Annotated in this window: 17 protein-coding genes; 7 read left to right on the top strand and 10 right to left on the bottom strand. The window is 69.4% G+C overall.

Annotation, left to right across the window (positions count from 1 at the left end; genetic code table 11):
• The first annotated feature begins 1,086 nt into the window (after positions 1-1,086).
• From OTB16_RS33190 to OTB16_RS33200, 3 genes are all read left to right on the top strand, one after another.
• On the top strand, positions 1,087-1,707 hold the full coding sequence (locus OTB16_RS33190; RefSeq protein WP_267725731.1) for a hypothetical protein: 621 nt from the start codon (positions 1,087-1,089) through the stop codon (positions 1,705-1,707).
• A 58-nt stretch (positions 1,708-1,765) separates the two neighbouring features.
• Positions 1,766-2,185, top strand: coding sequence for a helix-turn-helix domain-containing protein (locus OTB16_RS33195; protein WP_267725733.1), 420 nt, complete (start codon positions 1,766-1,768; stop codon positions 2,183-2,185).
• A 1,113-nt stretch (positions 2,186-3,298) separates the two neighbouring features.
• Entirely contained in the window at positions 3,299-3,919 is a 621-nt protein-coding gene (locus OTB16_RS33200) for a dihydrofolate reductase family protein (protein ID WP_267725735.1), read from the top strand.
• Positions 3,920-4,981: 1,062 nt separating this feature from the next.
• On the opposite strand, the gene OTB16_RS33205 is transcribed toward OTB16_RS33200, so the two are convergent.
• The 4 genes from OTB16_RS33205 to OTB16_RS33220 all read right to left on the bottom strand — a co-directional run bounded on the left by OTB16_RS33205 (position 4,982) and on the right by OTB16_RS33220 (position 7,251).
• Entirely contained in the window at positions 4,982-5,242 is a 261-nt protein-coding gene (locus OTB16_RS33205) for a hypothetical protein (RefSeq protein ID WP_267725737.1), read from the bottom strand.
• Positions 5,151-6,023 (bottom strand): hypothetical protein, encoded by an 873-nt coding sequence (locus OTB16_RS33210; protein ID WP_267725739.1) that lies wholly within the window; start codon positions 6,021-6,023, stop codon positions 5,151-5,153. Before OTB16_RS33210 ends, OTB16_RS33205 begins: the two co-directional genes overlap by 92 nt.
• Positions 6,024-6,123: 100 nt before the next feature.
• Entirely contained in the window at positions 6,124-6,543 is a 420-nt protein-coding gene (tpg, locus tag OTB16_RS33215) for a telomere-protecting terminal protein Tpg (RefSeq protein WP_267725742.1), read from the bottom strand.
• A 552-nt stretch (positions 6,544-7,095) separates the two neighbouring features.
• Positions 7,096-7,251, bottom strand: coding sequence for a hypothetical protein (locus tag OTB16_RS33220; RefSeq protein ID WP_267725744.1), 156 nt, complete (start codon positions 7,249-7,251; stop codon positions 7,096-7,098).
• A 222-nt stretch (positions 7,252-7,473) separates the two neighbouring features.
• Here OTB16_RS33220 and OTB16_RS33225 point away from each other — a divergent pair, with 222 nt between their 5' ends.
• Complete coding sequence (locus tag OTB16_RS33225) at positions 7,474-10,446, top strand: Z1 domain-containing protein (protein WP_267725747.1); 2,973 nt, start codon at positions 7,474-7,476, stop codon at positions 10,444-10,446.
• Between the two features lie 171 nt (positions 10,447-10,617).
• On the opposite strand, the gene OTB16_RS33230 is transcribed toward OTB16_RS33225, so the two are convergent.
• The 3 genes from OTB16_RS33230 to OTB16_RS33240 form a co-directional block, all read right to left on the bottom strand.
• Positions 10,618-11,235, bottom strand: a complete 618-nt coding sequence (locus tag OTB16_RS33230) for an FAD-dependent oxidoreductase (RefSeq protein ID WP_267725750.1) — start codon at positions 11,233-11,235, stop codon at positions 10,618-10,620.
• 193 nt (positions 11,236-11,428) lie between these two features.
• Positions 11,429-12,133, bottom strand: a complete 705-nt coding sequence (locus OTB16_RS33235) for a restriction endonuclease (RefSeq protein WP_267725752.1) — start codon at positions 12,131-12,133, stop codon at positions 11,429-11,431.
• The gene (locus OTB16_RS33240; RefSeq protein ID WP_267725757.1) at positions 12,130-12,399 is read right to left on the bottom strand and encodes a hypothetical protein; all 270 of its coding nucleotides are present in this window, start codon (positions 12,397-12,399) and stop codon (positions 12,130-12,132) included. Before OTB16_RS33240 ends, OTB16_RS33235 begins: the two co-directional genes overlap by 4 nt.
• Positions 12,400-12,621: 222 nt before the next feature.
• On the opposite strand from OTB16_RS33240, the gene OTB16_RS33245 reads away from it, so the two are divergent.
• Both OTB16_RS33245 and OTB16_RS33250 read left to right on the top strand, forming a co-directional pair.
• Positions 12,622-13,395, top strand: a complete 774-nt coding sequence (locus OTB16_RS33245) for a DUF4145 domain-containing protein (protein WP_267725760.1) — start codon at positions 12,622-12,624, stop codon at positions 13,393-13,395.
• A gap of 76 nt (positions 13,396-13,471) precedes the next feature.
• A complete protein-coding gene (locus tag OTB16_RS33250; RefSeq protein ID WP_267725763.1) occupies positions 13,472-14,164 on the top strand; it encodes an AbiV family abortive infection protein in 693 nt (230 codons plus the stop codon).
• Positions 14,165-14,305: 141 nt separating this feature from the next.
• Here OTB16_RS33250 and tpg (OTB16_RS33255) read toward each other — a convergent pair whose 3' ends face one another.
• On the bottom strand, positions 14,306-14,869 hold the full coding sequence (tpg, locus tag OTB16_RS33255) for a telomere-protecting terminal protein Tpg (protein ID WP_267725766.1): 564 nt from the start codon (positions 14,867-14,869) through the stop codon (positions 14,306-14,308).
• Between the two features lie 8 nt (positions 14,870-14,877).
• The gene (tap, locus tag OTB16_RS33260; RefSeq protein ID WP_267725769.1) at positions 14,878-17,148 is read right to left on the bottom strand and encodes a telomere-associated protein Tap; all 2,271 of its coding nucleotides are present in this window, start codon (positions 17,146-17,148) and stop codon (positions 14,878-14,880) included.
• Positions 17,149-17,268: 120 nt separating this feature from the next.
• On the opposite strand from tap, the gene OTB16_RS33265 reads away from it, so the two are divergent.
• A complete protein-coding gene (locus OTB16_RS33265; RefSeq protein ID WP_267725771.1) occupies positions 17,269-18,996 on the top strand; it encodes a zeta toxin family protein in 1,728 nt (575 codons plus the stop codon).
• Between the two features lie 29 nt (positions 18,997-19,025).
• On the opposite strand, the gene OTB16_RS33270 is transcribed toward OTB16_RS33265, so the two are convergent.
• The gene (locus OTB16_RS33270; RefSeq protein WP_267725773.1) at positions 19,026-19,301 is read right to left on the bottom strand and encodes a hypothetical protein; all 276 of its coding nucleotides are present in this window, start codon (positions 19,299-19,301) and stop codon (positions 19,026-19,028) included.
• Between the last annotated feature and the right edge of the window lie 189 nt (positions 19,302-19,490).

The raw sequence follows: 19,490 nt of genomic DNA on the forward strand, positions 1-19,490 counted from the left end.
GAGCGGGTACCACATCGCTGCGCGATGTGCAAGGGGGGCGGTCGCTGCGCTCCCGCTCGCCCTCGCGATGCGAGGGCGGTCACCTCCGCTGCGCTCCGGTGACCGGAGGGGCCAGCCGCTGCGCGCCCGGCTGGCCGCGCAGCGCGCGGCCGTGCCGCTGGGGTGTGGTGGTGCGGCTAGTGGGGCCTCCAGTACGGGAGTTGGGGGAGGGTGCAGCCGCTCCCGGCGGGTCCGCTGCGATCCCCGGCCTGACGGTCCTTCCGGCTGCGCCTCCAGAACCTTGGGGCCCGCTGCGCGGGCGGGCTGGCTGTGAGGGGGTGGATGTCTCTCGTTCGTGTGGGTTCTAGTGTAGCGCGTGCATCGGGTAGATGCGGCATGTACCGTTGGCGGAAACACGGGACACCCCCCAACCACCCGGGCGGGGCGCGCTTTTTGATACGGCATCAGCGCCAGAATTCAGTTACACCACTCACCCGAGGAATAACGAATTGGGAAGCTGCGAACCCGAGCCACCGAACGGTACTTCAGATATCGGAAAGCTCGAATTCCGGCGTGCGGAGGTACCGGAGCCGAACGGCCCCGGGGCCGGAACCGCCCACCGGCACCGGCCACGCTTCCTGGCTTTTGGGCGTCACGGTCGGCACCACCCGAGACTCAGAGCCGCTGCTTCCGTCCACGACCCGCACCGGGGCACGGTGCCGCACGCGAAGCCTGCTCAGCCACAGGGCGCCAGCCCCTCCGATCCGGTGGTTGTCGGCGGCGACACGCCCGTTGCTGCCAGCTGCTTGCCCGGTACGGGCCAGGGCGTGTCGGCCGGGGTTCGCGTGGTGATTGAGCTCTAGTGACACATAAGAGCATTCCGCGCCGAAACCGGCTCTGACCTGCGGTGATGCGAAACCGTTTGTTCTGGATTTCCAGAACAAACGCGTCCTGAGTGTTCTGGAGATCCAGAACAAACCGCCTCCGAATCTAACGAGTCATCAGGTCACTGTGAGCCACGATTTGTTCTGCCCCTCCAGAACAAGCCGGTTTACCTAGTGCTACCGTGCAGGCTGAAACGTTGATCATCTCTGGAGGACTGTGCTGATGGAACAGCTGCCGATCGTCCGCTCCGGCGAGCGCGTGGTTGCGCGGTCGGACGGCAAGGGCGGCTTGATCCTGGGCGTGGAGAAGATCAAGGGCCGCGAGTTCGCCGCGAGCGCGGAGTGCAGCGGCTACGTGCTGGACGCCCGGCTGCTGATGGACGTGCTCGGCAGCCTCAAGATGCCCGGCTCCTGGTTCCAGGTCTGGTGCAAGCTCGTGGCGCTGCAGAACGCCAACCGCGCCGACGACCAGACCCGGGCTGCCGCCCGCGGCTTCGTGAAGACCAACCAGCGCGACCTCCAGGCCCGGTGCAACCTGTCGGCGGCCTCGGTGAACGAGGCGTCGCAGTTCTTCGCGCACATCGGCTGGCAGCGCACCGCCAAGCGCGGCGTCCTCCAGCTGAACCCGTGGCTCACGGTGGCCGGCACCTCCGGCGAGCAGGAGAAGTGGCAGGCGCTCTGGAACGGCGCGGAGGGCCCGGCCTGCCTCATCCCGCACTCCGACTACCCCACCGAGTGGCGCCAGGCGCGGGAGGCGGAGAAGAAGGCCGCCGAGTCCGCCCGCCGCAAGGAGAAGGTCGTCACCCTGCGGCAGCGGCGTCCCGTACGCAAGGCGACCGCGTGAACTCGCGCGGCATATCCTCGTTACAGCGTCCCGACCTGATCGGAAGTGGTGAGGCTCCGTGAGCAGCTCTTACGTCCCCAGCCCTCCCACGGAGGCCCCCGTCACGATCCCCCGTGCCGTTCTGCGCCTCCTGGCCCTGGTCGACGTCTCCACCGCCGGCCGCCGCGTCCTGGACGAGCTGCTGTACCTCAGCGACCCGGAGACCGGCACTGCCTCGATCAGCCAGAACGAGATGGCGCGCGAGCTGGGCGCCAGCAAGCCGACCGTGAACCGCGGTTTCAAGGAGCTCCGCGAGTGCGGACTCGCCTGGAGCCTGGAAGACGGGCTCTACCAGCTCCACCCGCTACTGACCGGCGGCGCGGTCTCCTCCCCCGTCATGAAGGTCCCGGAGATTAAAGCCGCCGAACCCGGACGCTTCACCGAGCAGCGACGGGCCCGGTTCGCCGCCCAGATGGCCAACCTCGCCCCCACCGGCTGAACGCCCCACCGAAGTTCCGAGGCGCCGCACCCCGGGTGCGGCGCCTTCTTCATGCCCCGCCCCGACCGTGCCGGTAGCACCAGCTAAACCGCCTTGTTCTGGAGGAGCAGAACAAACGGGAGCGACTCGTGGCCGTCGCCGGACGCCTGGCAGCCAGGCGGGCGGTAGCACCAGGTGAACCGGGTTGTTCTGGAGCAGCAGAACAACCAATGACAGCTCGGAGCGGGCTCACTCCATGCAGCAGCCGTGCATGGATCTCGCGTGGACCATCGCAGAACTGCGAACTCATGCAGCGGCCGGAGCGGTTGCCCGCTGCACCGGTGAGGCCGGCCTTGCTACCCGTGCAGCACCCGTGTGCCGCCCGGGTCGTGCGAATGCTGCGCTGCGAGCCGGGCGACCAGTGCAGCGCCAGGTCTTGCACCCCTGTGCTGCCCTTGCACCCTTCACCACCAGGAGCAGCAGCCCGTGCAGCATGACGGGCAGCGAGTGGGAGGGTGCAAGGGCAGGCCGGTGTGGGAGAGCCTCGCTGGGAGGCCGCTGAGGGCCGTCTGAGCGGGCCGCGGCAGGGCAGCTTCTTGCACCCCAATGTAGGTAAGTAGTTGTAGTGCCTACGCGCAGGTTGAACTCTCTTCCCCCTGAAAGAGCGGAGCTCGCGGCCGGGAGAGCGAGAGCACCGGCGCCGGAGATGAGCCGCAGGAAGCCGGCTGGGGAGCTCGGAGGCACCCCGGGGCCACGCGAAGCGCTGTACGCCGCCGTGAGGGCCCGAGAGGCCCGTGATCGCCCCAGGGGCCCGGAAGCGCTCAGAGGGCCGCAGGAGGCCGCACAGCGCCGGGAAAGATCATGCGCGCTCGGGGCGACGGGCGCAGTGCCAAGCTCTGCCCGGCCGTGCGAATGCTGTACCTGTCCCGTGTCACCGATCACCTTGACGGACGCGAGTTCGTGTCGTCGAAGTTTGAGCACAGCGTCAAGGGTCGCGGGCAGCTGGGTGGCGCCGGGAACGGCGGTACGGCCGCGCGATGAGTTCGCGGGCCGGGAACGGTCTACCCCAGTAATGAACGGATCAGGCGGCTCACCACGAAGGCGACGGAAGGTCGCCACCAGGAGGACGGCACAATGACCAAACGTTTGGGCAGGGTGACCTGCGACCTCTCGATCTCCGTCGACGGGTACTCGGCCGGGCTCAACCAGGCCGAGGAGCGCCCGTTCGGCGACGACGCTGGCGATGGCTGGGGCGACAGGCTGCACGCCTGGATGTTCGAAACTCCGGAGCAGCGGCAGGCCGAGCTCGACCGGCTGACGGCGGTCGGTGCCTTCATCATGGGGCGCAACATGTTCGGCCCGGTACGCGGCGCGTGGGATCGACAATGGAAGGGATGGTGGGGCGACAATCCGCCCTACCACGCACCGGTCTTCGTGCTCACTCACCACCCACGCGACCCGCAACCGATGGACGGCGGCACCACGTTCCACTTCGTCACCGACTGCATCGAATCCGCGCTGCGGCAGGCTCGCGAGGCGGCCGGGAACCGCAACGTGTCGATCCACGGGGGCGCGACCACCATCAACCAGTATCTCGCCGCAGGCTTGATCGACGAGCTGCGGCTACACATTGTGCCGTTCACGCTCGGCGCCGGCACAAGGCTCTTCGACGGCGTGCCGTCACTGAATCTTGAGCAGGTGGAGTCGCGAGCAGCGCACTCGGTTACACACGTGACCTATCGCGTGCTGTCCTGAGGGAAGGGCGGGGCGGTGTCACTCACAACTGCCACTCAAAGTTCGGTGGCAAACACTCAAAATTCGATGGCACAGGACAAGCCCTACGACCCTGAGAAACGGACAAACAGGGACAGATTTAGGGCAGCGTGACACATAAGAGTTGAGCTCCCGAGCGCATGCGTGACAGCTACTCTCCGTCAGCGTGACACCAGGTCGGGGCTCTTCGCCGGGGCGATCGGGAGCGGCGTCGACCTGCTGCTGCCAGGCCGACAGCCAGGTGGTGAGTTCATCCTCGGTATAGCGGGTGGCCTTCCCCTCCAGGCTTCCGGTCGGCACTGGGATGCCACGCCTCGGCGAATGCCCTCGCATGTACTTGCGAGCCGTGGGAGCCGTCCAGGGCAGGATCTTCTTCGCACACGCTTCCGTCAGCGAGTACCTGGGAGGAGCCGTAGGCGGCTCGGGCGCAGTCGTGGACTGCTGCGGTCGGCGCTCGTGCTCGATCATCGGTTCCATCGTGGCCAGGATGCGGCGCAGGGGGGCGTCCGGGGCGCCGGCTGCGAGGACCTGCGCTGCCAGCTCGGCCACGGTGGACCCGGCGGTGCGCAGGCTCGCCACCCTGCGATTGCGTAGCTCCCCCGCGTCCGTGAGGTCCTTGAGCAGCTGCGTCCAGTCCATGCCCCGCACAACGTCCGTGGTCGGGCGGGAGTGACGGGCAGCGGCATGTGGGCAACCGGGATCCGGGCGCGGTGGAGGGGTGCAACGCGGGGGTGCAACACGCCTGCTTGCGTTGCAGTGGAGACGTCTTCGCAGGTCAGGCCCGCAAGAGGGGGTCTGTTGCAGTGTGTTGCGCGAGTGCGTTGCGCAGCAGTGTTGCACCCCGTATGCAACCGAGGGTGACGAACGCCGAGGTTGCGGGTCTGGGGCCTTACAGCTCACAGGCCGGATGATCCGAAACCTGTTCACCAGGGGAAACAGCCCGCCACCTCCTAGGCAAACAGGGCATACAGTCGCATTTAGCCTCACAGCTCACAGGCTGGCCGACAGGGTGTTGTGAGGTGTTGTCGTCGCTCAGCGTGAACCTCACAGCAGGCGCGGGGGGAAGCAGTCGCACTGCCCGCACTTGTCGCAGCCCGCGCAGTCGAGGCAGAAGGCGAGCGGCCATGGCCCGGGGCAGGAGCAGATCGGGTTGTAGTCGGGGTCGCCTTGGCCGGGGTAGAGCGGTTCGCCGAAGGGCGGCTCGGTCCAGGCGTCAACGGTCCCGTCGGCCCGCAGTTCCTCGTAGTGATGGCCGATGTCGCTGTGCTCCTCCCAGACGGCGACGACCTCCTGGCCGTGATTCATGCCCGGCTCCCCGGGGTGATGGCGCGGGTGAGGAACGCGGCGAGCTCGCCGGCGGCTTCGGAGTCGGCGGTGGCGAGCCGGGCCGGGCCGCGAACGTCAGCTGGTCGACGTCGGCGTCAGCCACGAGCTGGGTGAGGGCCGCGAGCAGTGCGGCGTGGGCGAGGACCGGCGGGTGCAGGAGGCCGGCTGCGGCTTCGCGGGCGGCCGGGTCGGCGTAGTGCCCGCGGTGCGCGGCGAGGGCGTGGGCGAGCCAGGCGTCGACGTCGGGCTGCACGTACGACCCGGCGCGGCTGGTGAGCTCGTCGCGGACCGCTTCGTCGCCGTGTCGGGGCTCGGTCTGCTCCAGCGTGCCGAGCTCGCGCAGTGCCTGGAGTTCGTCGGCGCGGGCCGCGATCCGGGCGGCTTCCCGCAGCTCGGCTTCCCGGGCGGCGGCCGCCGCGGCGTCGGCGGCGAGCTCGGCCTGGACGACGTCGTCGCCGTCCGGGTCGTAGACGGTGCCCGGCGCCGCGTCGGCGAGCAGCTGGTGCAGGCGTTCCCACTCCGCGAGCTCCGCCCTGCCGCGGACATCGTCGCCCAGGTCCTCGTGCCGGAAGTTCTGCCGGGCGTCGAACCGCGCGTCCTCGAGGGCCGCCGCGACCGCGCCGGCGGCCATCCCCTTCGCCCGGCGCCGTACGACGCGCCGGCCGATACGGGCAGGGTCAGCCGGCTCGCGGGGCGCGGCCATGCGCGGGGCGAGCGGTCGACGGGTACCACCGCCGGGCGGCCACATCCTGGTCATCATCGACCTCGCTTTCATGGTGAGAAATCAGGGCGGGTCGCCGCCAGAGCGCTGTACGGCGGCCCGCAGATCTGGTTTATAGCAGGTTCGGAATTCGGCCGGGTCAGAACCGGAAGGATATTGACGACACGGCCGTGAAATCCGCGCGGAGGCCATCCGCCCGTGTGCCCCATTCCGTGAAATACGACTCCGTGATGGCCTCCGCGACGATCGGATGCAGATCCTCCTCCGTCGCACCGGCTGCCTGAAGTTCCAGGATCTGCTTCACGTAGGTGGGCGAGATGTCCGTGGTGATCTGCCGCTCGCGGCCGTCGTCCGAGCTGCCCGTGCAGGTGAATCCGAAGTACGCCGTCACCTCCACCACCATCCCCCTGGAGGTGGACGCCTGAGCGCGTGCCTGCGCTCTGACCTGCGGTTGCCACTCGGATTCGGTCGCTTCCACCAGGGCGGCCTGGAGCCGCTTCTGCGGCTTCTTCAGCTTCCCAGCACGGTAGCGCTCGATCGTACGGGTCGAGGTACCCACACGCTCCGCCAGGCTCCTCGCTGACCCCGTCATCCGCGTGAGGAGGATTTCACCTGTGCATTGGCGGACTTCGGCGCGGGCCGGGTGAAGCCTTACGCTCAGCCCGCGCGAGGGCCTCCAAGACCTTGCCGCGGCGCGGGGTCGGCTGCTGCTGCTCGTGATCGCTCATGTCACCAAGGAGGCCACGGCGCCCCTGTGGATAAGGGACGGCCACCAGCAGAGGCCGTCCCTACGCGCTGACGTTGTGACTTTGACGGCTACTTGGCCACTTTGACGTGCAGTTGGCCACTGCTCAGTCGTCCTGGTCGCCGGTGGACGGGGTTGCGGTCGACTGCGGAGAGCGGCCCTCGGCACACGGCTCGTGGTGCTGTCCTTGGTCCGTGAAGCCTCAGGCAGGGCTCTGGATTCGGTCGGATGAGTGCGGGCTGGACGAACTGCTCGCCGAGTATGCCTTCGACGCCGCTGTACGCGGTGGGCTGGCCCAGGACGTGCCCGGCCGCGGGCATGGCTACTCTCGGCGGCCGACTGTATACGTTTCGTTACCAATCAGTGTCAGAGCAGCAGCTGGAGCCAGTCCGGGAGCTCCGCTCCTGCGGTGCGGCCCAGGCCCGTGGCGATTCCGCCGATGAAGCCGAGGATCACGACCGCAGCGACGCGGCGGAGGCGGGAGGTCTTGCGCTGGGGGGCTTCGGGAGCCGTCTGGGTCATGCTGCGAGCTTGTGGTGTGCGGAGGGTGGTGCGCAGCGCGCAACAGTTGCCAATGGTGCGCAACGCGTTGCCAATTCGTGCGCAACAGTCCGACAGGTCCAAGTGGTGGCCGACACTGGGTCAGTGACGACCAGTAGACGTCGAAGTGGGGCCGGCGCCCTCGGCGCGCTCCATCCGGATGCGGGCCCGGAGCGGAGGGAACTCGCCCTTGCTCTGCGTGAGTTGTTCCAGAGGCTCGAGATGCCCCTGCGGACGTACGCGAACAAGGAAGCGCGCGCCGCCAGCTCCGTAAGCCGCGCGCTCAGTGGCGAGCGGCCCGCGCAGGAGGACTTCGTGAAGAACCTCCTCCACGACGCGGGCGAGCCCCCTCGGCCGCCGCTGTCCGAGGAGGAGACCGCCCGGGTGTGGGCGCTGTTCCGCAAGGACGAAGAGAGCCGCATGGATCCGGCGAGCCGCATCCGGCTCCTCGAGCGCAGCAGGCGCGAGCTGGAAGAGCGCCTGCGCGAGCTGGAGGACAGCCAGGCCGCCGCGGACACGGACGGCACCGCGGCCGAGCTGGACTCCCTGCGCCACCGGCTGCACCAGCGCGAGCAGGAGCTGGCCCGGGTCGAGCAGGAGCGCGATCAGCTGGCGCGGCGCATCGGGAAGCTGTTCGCCGAGGCCGGACTCCGGGACGGCCGCAGGCCCGTGGTGATCCGGTCGTCGTCCGCCCGGTGGTACGACCCGGAGGCACGGCCCGACCGGGGGCGGTACTGGCCCGCGTACGCCGATCTCCTGGCGCGGCGGGGGTGGCCAGCCTCCAGGGTGGCCGACCTGGACGAGGCGACGGACCAGGTGGTGGAGAAGCTGGCCAACCCGAGCGCGGAGGAGGCCTACCAGGCTAAGGGCTTGGTGATCACGCCCGTGCAGTCCGGCGCGAGCGCCCACATCACCGGCACCGTGGCCAAGGCGGTCGACGCGGGCTACCGCCTCGTCATCGTACTGACGGGACCGAGCAACGCGCTGCGGTACCAGCTGCAGCGGACCCTCGACCGCGATCTGGTGGGGCGGGAGAACATCCTGCGCAGCGCGGACGAGTCCGAGGACTCCGAGTACGTGGACGATCCCGACTGGTTCAAGGCGGACGGGTTCCTGCGGCACGGCCGACGTCCCGCCTCGGAGGGCGGGTTCGACATCGTCCGTCTGACGACGCGCGACAACGACTACGCCGGCCTGCGCCAGGGCCTCGGCGCGCTCGTGTTCGAGAAGCGGATGCCGCAGCTGCCGCTGAACGATCCCGAGAACCTGCACGCCACGTCCGTACGGCTCATGGTCGTGAAGAAGAACAAGACCATCCTGTCCAAGCTGGTCAAGGACCTGCAGAGCATCCAACCGCCGCTGGCGGAGATCCCCACGCTGATCATCGACGACGGCACGGAGTGGGATCCGGGCGCCGTGAACACCCACAGGAAGGCGACCGGAACGGGGAAGGCGGGCCTCACGTCCGTCCAGGCCGCCATGGCGGAACTGCTGGGCCTCTTGCCCAGGGCTCAGTACGTCGCCTACGCCACGTCGCCCTTCGTCGGCACCCTCATGGACCCAGCCGCCTTGGAGGACCTGTTCCCGAGGGACTTCATCGTTTCCCTGCCGCGCCCCGCCGGCTACGTGGGTGTGGAGGACTTCCACGACATCGACTCGGACGTCCCGGAGGAGCGGCGGACCTTCGCCAACTCCCCGGAGAAGGCGCACGTCCGCAACCTCGTGCTCCGTGACAAGGACGATGACCAGGGCGAACGACAGGCGATGGACATGTTCGTACTGACCGGCGCGGTGAAGCTGTACCGGGCCGCGCGTGGCGGGGGCGAAGCACCAACCGACTATCGCCACCACACCATGATCGTTCACTCTTCGGATCGCATCATTCGGAAGCGGGAACAGGCAGCGCGCTTGCGCCGCCTCTGGTATGCGGGTTCCTACGACCGGGCCGACGGTCTGGGACGGCTCCGCGAGCTGTACGAAAGGGACGTCGAGCCCGTTTCCTGCGAACGAGCCGACGGCCTGCCCGTCCCCGAGTCCTTCGACGAGCTCACACCGTACGTCGTTGCCGCGTGGTCGCGGATCGACTCCGACGGCAACGCCGTCGTGATCGAGAGCGGATCCACACACGGCGAACACGGCGGGTACGAGCTGGACTTCGCGCGGCGGCACATCTGGAAGATCCTCGTCTGTGGCTCACGGCTCTCCCACGGCGGCACGCTCGAGGGTCTGACCGTCATCTACCAGGGGCCACGCACCGATAGCGCGGTGGGTCTGGCCGGGGTGGGACGCTGGGCCGGCTTCCGTATCGGCTACCGGGACCTGATGCGGCTCTACTTCGCGCGGGTCCCGGACGATGCCGGTGGGGGCCTCTTCGACGCCTTCGCAGCGATCTTCCGCGACCAGCTCTCGTTCCAGGACGATCTGGCGCGCTACGCCGTCGAAGTCGACGGCAGGCCACAGCTCACGCCCGCCCAAGTGCCCCCGCTGCTCGCGCAGCACCTGGGCGCGGTGGACCCGGAGCAGCGACGGAACGCCCTCTTCAACGCCGAACTGGTCGAGATCCGCTCGCCCGGCCGGTGGATCGAGCCGCTCGCCCACCCCGTGGACGCGGCGGCGAAAGCCCGCAACGTCCAGCAGTGGCGGCCACTGCTGGACGTTCTGGCGGAGCCCCGCGTGTTCAGCGGCCGATCCACCTCCCTCCGCACCCGCACCGGCCTGGTCCCGCACGCCCGCCTGATGCATGTCTTCTCCGAGCTGGAGGGCACCGGGCCGCAGCTGCGCCCGCACCTCCCCTACCTGGAGCAGCTGGGACGGGAGCCCGGGGGCCAGTGGCTGCTGGTCGTGCCGCAACCCGCTGGTGACGGACCCACGGCATCGGTTCTCGGCTTTGAATCGCTGCCCCTCTTCCGCCGAGCGCGTCGGGTCGACCGGGGGGACGGCTTCGGCAGGATCACGAACCCGTCGCACGAGTCCGCGGTCGAGGCCGCGGTGGGCCGGGCCGACGGGGCGCTGTCTCTCCTGGGGGCGGTGCTTCTGTACCCCATTCACGAAGGGGAGGACGGCTCCGTCAAGGAGGGTGAGGCGGACCCGTCGCAGATCGTCATGGGGGTCGGCATCTACACCCCGGAGAAGGAGGAGGGCCCGTTGCTTCGCTTCCGATCCGTACGCAGCCCTTGATGCGACCGGCATTGAAGCCAGGGATGTCCCCTCGGTCCCTGGGTCGGCGGCGGGACGCCGGCACGGCGCAGCCAGGCCCAGGCGGGGGTCAGCACGTTCGACATGGGGCACCGCCCCGTCCGTATGCGTGCGCTCCGTGCCAGGGAAGTCCGCGGCTCGCCGGGGCGGCGTCTACGCGGCCCAGTCGATGTGGTGGCCGTAGGTCTGGCGTGACTGCTCTCCGTTGGCCAGGCGCGGCAGGATCAGCGGCATGAGTAGGTCGCGGAGGATGCGCCCGGCGGGGCCTGCGGCCTTGTTGTTGATTCGGGCGTCCTGCTTCACGATCCGTTCCACGCGCGGGCGGCGCAGGGCTTCGTATGCGGCGAAGGCGCCCTCGATCGTGGGCTGGTCACGCAGTACCTTGGCCAGCTCGGCGGCGTCCTCGATGGACAGGGAGGCGCCCCGTCCCAGGGTCGGGGAGGGGGCGTGGGCGGCGTCGCCGATGACGATCATCTGGCCGCGCCGCCAGGCCGGGAGGGCTGGCATGGAGTGCATCGGGCTGGTGGGCGTGATCTCCTGGCTCGCGAGGATCAGCGCGGCTGCGGGGCCCGCGTCGGCGGCGAAGAGCTCGGTGAGCCGGCTACGCCACTCCCCGGGTCCGGTGCCCTCCAGCTCTCCGCGGGCGGGCTCCTGGGGGCGCGGCACGTTGGCGAACCACCAGACCTCGCCGTCGGGCGCGGGCACGTAGCCGAAGAACGCCCGCTTCCCGAACACCATCCGGTAGCTGCCTGGCGCCGTGTCGACCGGCACCCCGCGGGTGTAGCCGCCGAGCCCGATCAGTCCCGAGAACCCGGGTCGCGGCGCTTTGGCCCCCAGGTTGGCCAGATAGGCGTCAAATTCCTGGCCAACTACGAATCAAGGGGGCCTCTGCACCAGCAGGCATATGGCCAGCGCTGGCCAACTATGAATCAAGGTCACAGACGTCCGTTAGCGGCGGGTGCGATTAGGACAGCGCGGACGGTTTGCGGGGCGGGGGGATCTGGCGCAGCAGCTCCCACAGGGGGCGGGAGCCGGCGGCCCACTCGGCGAGGAGGTGGCGGTCCACCAGGTGCAGACGCTGATCTTTCGCGAAGTCCACCGCGTTGCTGGTGATGCGGCCGTTGGTCAGCATGACCAGCACATCACCGCCGTGGACCTGGCGGCCGGTCCCGTTGAGGACATGCAGGTCGGGCGTGCCGACCGGCTTCCCGGCCCAGCCGTCCCTCTTGTGTTTGCACTGGATCACCCACCGGCGCCCGTAGGGGTCGGTCGCCTTCACGTCGGCTCCGTTGTCACCGCGGCCGCCGACCTGCTGCGCATCCCGGCAGCCGTCGCGGTGCATGAGGTCGCGTACCGCGAACTCGAACTGCCGATGGTGAAGACGGTCCAGCTGGTCGACCGCGTACCGCAGCCCCTGCGCCTTGATCTGCTCCCACCGTGCCGCCTCACTGCGGCGCCACCACCAGGCCGCCGCCGCGGCGGCCGCTGCCAGCAGGGTGAGGGCCACGATCCAGGGATGGGCGGCCAGCCAGCGCAGAACCCCCATCACCAGGCTCAGGGCCACAACGGCGAGGAGGCCGATCAGTGCCAGCTGCTCTAGCCCGGAGTCCTTGCGCCGCCGGGGGCGCCGGCTCCGGCTGGTCCGCCGGGCGGGACGGCGCCGGCTCACCGGCCGGTCCCGGCAGTGGGGAAGACGATCGGGTAGGAGACGGTCGGCTGAGGCCGAACCACCGGCTGATCCCAGCCGGGCCACTTAATCGGATACACCGTCGACTGGGGCATGGGCTGCTGCTCCCCCGGAGCTCCGCCCATCGGCTTGCTCCCTAACACGAACGCGGCGAACACGAATAACCCCAGCAGCATCACCTGCCTGCTCGACCCCGCGGGGTTGCGCCAGTGCGCGCGAACCTTGAATCCGTTGCGCTCGTGCTCCACGACAGACGGCACATGGCCCCCTCATCAGTCAGGTTGTGCCTCCCTGCACAACTGACCAATGAAAGCATCCGCCACTGACACTTGGTCACCTGTCGCCAACTATCGGTGATCGCCGCGAGGATGAGGTCGCCGTTGTCGTGTGGGGCCCGGCCGTACCTGTAAAAGTCGCTGCCCCCCGCAGCCGCGAAGGTGTATGCCTGGGCAATGAGTGCACGCAATCGAGTGACGATCGACGCCCTGGACACTTTCCAGCCGGCTGGAGAGTGCCCCAACTGCAAGCTCAATGTCGCCTTCATGCACCAGTCCAGGCGCCAGGTATGGCCCGAACTCGTGGAGCTCTCCTTCGGGCGCAGCAGCGGTCCTGACCTCCACGGCCCTGGAGAGCCACCTCAGCGGCTGGACATGTTCCGCGTGGTCGAGCACGTCTTGCAGTGCCCCCGCTGCCGGAAGACGTGCGTCCTGCACCAGCACTTCGGTCCGGACCTCCCTGAAGACCCGGAGAAAGTGGGCGAAGCGCTCGAGGCCAAGGCCAGTAAGGTGCGTTTCACGCTGTGCGTGTATCCGGCGGGCGAACCGGGCCAGCTGGCCCCTGAGGCTCCCGACAGCGTGCGCGGCCTGTTCGCCGAGGGCGCCCGCTGCGAGCAGGCCGGAGCCCTCCGCGCGGCCGGCGCCATGTACCGGGCCGCGGTTGAGGAACTCTGCGCGGACCGTGGCGCCGAGGGAAGGAACCTGATCGCCAAGATCGCGGATCTCGTGAACCGGGGGGTTCCCGCCGAGGTGGTCCGGGACCTGGACGAGGCCCGGCTGCTGGGCAACTGGAGCCTCCACGAGGGGCTCAACTTCTCCCACGACGAGGTCGCCGATGTCGCCTCCTTGATCAAGGAGGCAGTGTTCCTCCTCTACGTCCAGCCAGAGCAACGCGCCGCGTTGCGTGCGGTCCGCCAGGCGCGACGCGACGGACATCGCACGACACCGCTGAGACCCCACGGCCGGTGAGCAGTGCGACGCCCAGGGCGGCCTCGGACCGCGTGCAGAGCCGGACCTGCGCCGTGTCGCGGGGCACCCTGATGCCATGGTCGAGATGAGCCCCGAGCAGGCACGCGAATTTTGGAAGGCGCTGGTGGACAACGCTTCCGCCTTGATCGCCGACGCCCACACCTTGCTGGCCGCCGGCTCGTATGGGCGGGCGCGATCTCTCACGGTCCTGGCGCAGGAGGAGCTCGGGAAGGCGCTCTGGATCTATGACGTCTTCCAATTCGCCTGGAGCCAGGGTGATGAGGCGCCGCGCAGGGTGGATGCGCTGGCAACTCACGGGCGCAGCCATACGAAGAAGTACCTTCAGGCTGTCGTCTTCGGTGACGAGCTCGCGGAGTTCTGGGGTGACTACAGCGCGACGACCTCGGATGACGCTTCATGGGAGGAGGCGCACGAGCAACGGCAGGCAGAAGCCGCGACCGCAGCAAGCGAAGCCAACCTTGCCAAGCAGCGTGGTTTCTACGTGGACCGCGATGATGATCAAACAGTTCTTTCGCCGACGACCATCGAGCCCGGGACGACAGCCGAGGATCTACAGACCGCGGCCCAGGTGATCGAGATGCTGCTCATCCAAGACCACAGCCGCATGAAATATGCCGTAACGCTATACGACAGCACCCACCCGCAACAGATCCGCCTGCTGCCGATCTCCCACCCCGAAGGCTGGGCCGCCGCGTCAGCAGCACCTGATCCGAAAGCGGAACACCGTGGGCTACCGCCCGGTCAGTAGGCCGCAGGAGCATGGCCAGTCTTCCAGCTGGACGCCGCTGTGGTGGCCTGACGTCCATCACGCGGCGATGTCGTCTACGGATACGCGAGCGAGCCCCGGACAGCGTCGGTCCGGGGCCCGCAGGCTGTTCGGGGGCGGCCGCTACAGCTGGAACCCCAGGTCGAGCACGTCGTTGATCTGGACTTCCTGGAGGGAGCCGGCGCGGCGGCCGCTGTCCTGGAAGTAGACCTCCTTGAGTGCTTCGGCGGTGAGCTCGCGCAGCCGGTCTTCGGTGGCGCCCTGCTCCTGGGCGGTGAAGAGGCGGGCCGCGTACTGGGGCGGGAGGGCGACGGTGATGTGCCGTTCGCGGTCTTCATCGGTGGAGTCCATTGACGCTCCGGCGTAGCCGAGGCGGGCGTGGACGTCGATGACGATGCCGCCGGTGGTCGCCGCCTTCTCCTTGGCCTTGGCCCGGATCTGCGGCTGCCACCGGGCCTTCACCTCGCGCTCCAGGCGCGCGGCGAGGTCCGGGCGGGGCTTCTTGATCTGGTCCTTCACGTACCGCTCGACGGTGCGCTGGGAGACCCGCAGCATCTGGGCGACCTGCTTGGTGCCCTTGTACTGCTTGACCAGGTACCGCATCTGCGCGCCGGCCGACTTCGGCACCGGGCGCGTGAACGCCTTCGCCACCGCCTGGTTGAGGCCGTCCCCGAACTCCTTGGTCATCGCGCTCCCTACTCCCCGTTGTCCTTGTCGGTGACGGTGCCGTCCTTGATGTACCGGGCGAGGTTGAGCTCAGGCGCCTTGAACTGCTCCCTGGCACCTTCTCCCCACAGCACGGTCTGCGTGCCCTCGTGCTTCACCAGGCCGGGGTTGACCCCGAGCTTGAAGCCGCCCGGCAGCGGCTTGCCCTCGCGGTAGGGCAGGAAGTCCAGCGGGCCCTCGCCGTCGACGGCGTAGACGACGCAGTCGGAGAGGATCGCGACCGGGTACTGCCCGGTGAACGCCGCGTGCTTGACCATCTTGCGGTGGAGGTTGATCCGGGTGCGGGAGATGACCGCCGCGCGGATGTCGGGCCGCCACGTCGGTCGCTCCAGGGCCCGCCAACGTTCGCCGGACGTCCAGCCCTCGCCGCGGGGCCGCTCGCGCAGCTTCCCCAGCCCGCCCTTCACGGTCGCCTTGACCGCCGCGACGACGATGGCCATCTGCGGGTCGCGGCTCTTGTAGCCGTCCATCGCCGCGAGGAAGTCCTCGGGCGACAGGTCGGCGTCGACACCGAGGTCGGCCATCGTGGTGAGGTAGGCGTCGCGCAGCCGGCTGTACCAGCCGTCCAGGTAGCGGCCGTTCTCGTACCGGACGTACGCCTCGGTCGGCGTCACGTCGTACCCGAGCTCCTGGGCGTAGGCGATGGTCGGCGTCGCGTACCAGGCCGGCCCCTCGGGCCGGTCGCCCTTCGGCGTGAACGGACTGGGCAGCAGCGTGCCGTCCAGCTCCACCCGCTCCTTGCCGACCTTCACCCGGGACAGGTCGACGTGGCTGAGGTCGACCAGCCAGCTTCCCGGGAGCTTCGGGTCGAACACGGGGTTCGTGACGTGCGTCGGCTCACCGAGGCCGACGACCAGTCCGTTGGCTCCGGCGGCGAACGCCATGTTGACATCCAGGCCCACGAGGTGGCTGCGCATGCACTCGGCATCGGTCAGCGGGCGCGCCCAGTCGTACGCCTCCTCGAACAGCTTCTCGCCAGGGCCGCGGACGTGGAAGCGCGGCAGGTCCTTGAGCAGCGGGTGTCCGTCGGGGGCTTCGCACGGCGCGCAGTCCACCGGGTCCTTGCCGAGCGAGCCGGGGGTCTTGTCGTCGGCCTGCCGCAGAACGCCGGTCTCTTCATCGCGTACGGCGTAGGTCGGCGGGTGCAGGGCGGTCATGAGCTCAAGGCCGGTGACGGCGGTGGAGCCGCGCGGCGTCATCACCCGGGACGCGTACGTGCCCAGCACGCGGGCGAGCTCCGCCGGCGGCAGCTGCCCGGCGGCGCCCCAGAACCGGGCGTCCAGCGCGTTCCACGACGGGATGCACAGCTGGACGCACTGGCGGTCCGAGCCCTTGGCGGGGCGGTAGATCCGCGCCCACGGCCCGAACCCGCGCTTGGTGAGCTGCCAGTCAGCGCGGGTCACCTGCTTGATCACCTTGTGGCCCTCCGGGATCCGCCCGGCGATCCGCTCCTGTTCGGTGAGGGCCACCGGGAGGCCGTAGCGCTCGCACGCCGCCTTGGTGAGCACGATCAGCGGGTCGGCCGGCCTGCCCGGCCCGGACAGCTTCGACTGACCGAGCTTCGCCTCCTTGAGCGTCCAGTCCACCAGGGACGGCAGGCTCTTGGCGGGCACGTCCAGGACCAGGCCACCGACGCAATACGCCAGCACCTTCCCGTCCTCAACGTCGACAACGGCCAGCGGACCGTTCTCGAACCGCGGGTCCATCTCGCCCGCCGCAGTCGCGGCCGGGGCCGGGGTGGCCTTCTTCGCGCCCGGGCGGCGCGACGTCGACGTCGGCCTGGTGGTGCCCGCAGGACGCGTCGCGGCCGCCGGAGCGGCAGCAGGAGCAGCGGCGGCAGGAGTGGGAGCGGAATTGGTCTGGGTGTTCTCGGTTGCAGTCATGACCGCAGCCTCGGACGCCGGACCTGTGGACAGAGTCCGGGCTTCCGCCGGAGCGGGCGCAGCGGTGGGCGTGGCTGGCACCGCAACCTCAGGGACGGGCACGACCGCGGCGGCCGGGGCGGGGTAGAGCTCCGCGAGCTTGTCCAGCAGCCGGGCGTACGCGTCGCGCTCCGGCGGCCGCGGCTCGGTCTTGCCAGCCTCCCACCCGGACACCGTGGCGCGGCGCACCTTCAGCGTGGTGGCCACCTCGTCGATCGTCAGGCCGTGCGCGGCACGCAGCCGCTTGCGCTCCGTCGGCGGCGGGAGCGTGGCGCGCGACGCGAGCAGGGCATCGACCGCGTCGAACAACTCAGACATGGAATACCTCCTGACCTCACCCTACCGCACATGTTGCGTACGATTTACGCACGTATGCCGTACACATTGCGTACGAATGGTATGTTGACCCTATCGCGAGGACTGACGCTCGGAGGACTGGTGGCTGCATTGCCCGAGGCGGAGAGCCTTCAGGAGCTGGAGCAGGTGATCGTTCCGACGTTCACGAGGGGTGCCGTATCTCAGGCCCGTCCTGTAGTGGTTGTCGTTGCCGGGCAGCCCGGTGCGGGGAAGACGCAGATCGCCGATCTCGTTCAGGCGGCCTTGGACCGGCGGGGTGGCGCGGTACGGATCTGTCGCGACCTCTACAAGTCGGCGCACTCCCGGTACGCCGAGCTTCTGGCCGACGACGTCCGCACCGCCGGCGTAGGGGTGCGTCTGGACACGCGCCGCTGGCAGGCCGTGCTCGAGAACCACCTTCGAGCGCACGGCTTCGACGCGGTGGTTGAGTCCGCCCTCGCCGATCCGGAGGAGTTCCGGACGTCGTCGTACGCGTACCGGCGGGCGGGGCACCGGGTCGAGGTCGTGGTGGTGGCGACGGCGGAGGCGTGGAGTCAGCTCGGTGTCCTGGATCGCTTTCTGTCTGAGGCGATCGAGGGCGGAGGCCGGTACGTGTCGTGGGAGAACCACGACACCTGCGCCCGGCAGCTGCCCACGACGCTTGCGGTCATCGAGGCCGAGCATCTGGCCGACCGCATCAGCGTCGTACGGCGCGACGGCACCCTGCTGTACGACAACGAGCTCGTCGACGGTAGCTGGCAGCGTCGGCGGCCGGCCGCCGAACGAGCGGTGGCGTACGAGCGGTCCCGGCCCTGGAGTGCCCAGGAGACTGCCGTCTTCCGTCGGGACCTGGCCCGGACCGATCAGCGGCTGCACCGGGACCTGCACTGTGAGGACCGGCGTTTGGCCGTCCAGCGCGATGCCGAGCCCGTACGGCGCATCGCCCAGCCGCGACGGCGGGCACCGGGCGTGGACTACCACCGGCTGCCAGCCCAGGAGCACAAGTGGGTGTTCGACGAGCTGATCGCGCCGTCCTACCTGAGCGGCATCGTCAGCCGGGATGATCCGCGGGCGGTCTACGTGCTGGGCCAGCCCGGAGCGGGGAAGCTGCTGGCCGCCAGGATGGTGAAGCGGGCCATGCGTCCCGGGGCGACGCAGCTGGTCGGTGACGACTTCAAGGCGTCGCACCCGGACTACCTGCGCCTGCTGGATGAAGACCCCCGTAACGCTGGGGCCGCGATCCGGGCTGACTACCGCGCCTGGTTCGCCGAGGCCGAGGAACACGTGCGCCGGCGTCGCGGCGACGCCCTGATCGAGGGCGCGCCGGGCAGCGTGGAGGAGTTCCTCTCCAGCGCACTGCCCTTCGCGGCCGACGGATACCCGGTCGAACTCGTGGTCCTGGCCGTGCGGGAAGCGGACAGTCTGCTCTCCACGGCCCTGCGCTACGCCCGCTCCCTGCACAGGGGCGGCTACCCCCGCTTCACTTCACGCAAGGGGCACGACGTGTGCTTCCACGCCTTGGCCGAGGTCGTCGACGCCGCGCAGCGGCATCCGGCGATCAGGGCCGTGACGGTGATCCGGCGGGACGGCGAGGCCCTGCTGCGGCAGGAGCACAGCGGGGGCCGGCAGGCGGCCTGGGCGCTCGCCGCGGAACGGATGCGCCCGTACACCGAGCAGGAGGCCATGCAGTTCCTCCGGCTCCATCAAGCTTTGCGCCGGGCACTTCCGCAACACCGGCGGGAACTGGACGAGTGTGCCGCTCTCGCGCGGCCTCTGATGCCTGCGGGGATGCAGCCGGCCCGGATCGACCGGCCGCGCCCGTCCGTCTGACCGCTGCCTGTGCGGCGTCTGCCCTCGGGCTACGACTCCTTGAGTTCCTTCAGCCGGGCTGCGTAGAGAGCCGCGATCCGCTCGGTCTCCTGCGGATCGGCGGTACCCAGGCGCCGCTGATCCTCAAGCGCGGCCTGGCGGCCGGCGTTCAGTTCCTCGATCCGGTCGTCGTCGGGAACCGGAGCCCTGCGTTCGGCGGCGATCTGGGTGCTGTACCAGGTCACCACGTCCCGGACGACGTCTGCTGCATCCTGCTCATCGCCGCCCTCCAGGCCGGAGAAATCAGAGCTGGGAGTGTCGGACACGGCCTACCCCTTCGTGTTGATCCTGATGTGAAACGGCCATTGTCTCCCTGGCCGGAACCAGCGGCCCAGCTCCGCGGCGCGTCACGAGCAGGGTCAGTGCTCCTTCGCACTGCGGTGCCCGCGGGCGATGCTTCTCCCAGGGGCCTGACGCGGGCATAGGTTGAGCCCCAGGTGATCATCGTTTCGGGG

It is taken from the genome of Streptomyces antarcticus, from assembly GCF_026627255.1.
Taxonomy (GTDB): domain Bacteria; phylum Actinomycetota; class Actinomycetes; order Streptomycetales; family Streptomycetaceae; genus Streptomyces; species Streptomyces antarcticus.

Excerpts from the sequence above, each read along its gene's own strand:
- OTB16_RS33250 (WP_267725763.1), top strand. The coding sequence starts at position 13,472 with ATGGTCGAGATGAGCCCCGAGCAGGCACGCGAATTTTGGAAGGCGCTG.
- tpg (WP_267725766.1), bottom strand. The coding sequence starts at position 14,869 with ATGACCAAGGAGTTCGGGGACGGCCTCAACCAGGCGGTGGCGAAGGCG.
- OTB16_RS33210 (WP_267725739.1), bottom strand. The coding sequence starts at position 6,023 with ATGATGACCAGGATGTGGCCGCCCGGCGGTGGTACCCGTCGACCGCTC.
- OTB16_RS33220 (WP_267725744.1), bottom strand. The coding sequence starts at position 7,251 with ATGACCCAGACGGCTCCCGAAGCCCCCCAGCGCAAGACCTCCCGCCTC.
- OTB16_RS33190 (WP_267725731.1), top strand. The coding sequence starts at position 1,087 with ATGGAACAGCTGCCGATCGTCCGCTCCGGCGAGCGCGTGGTTGCGCGG.
- OTB16_RS33200 (WP_267725735.1), top strand. The coding sequence starts at position 3,299 with ATGACCAAACGTTTGGGCAGGGTGACCTGCGACCTCTCGATCTCCGTC.
- tap (WP_267725769.1), bottom strand. The coding sequence starts at position 17,148 with ATGTCTGAGTTGTTCGACGCGGTCGATGCCCTGCTCGCGTCGCGCGCC.
- OTB16_RS33205 (WP_267725737.1), bottom strand. The coding sequence starts at position 5,242 with ATGAATCACGGCCAGGAGGTCGTCGCCGTCTGGGAGGAGCACAGCGAC.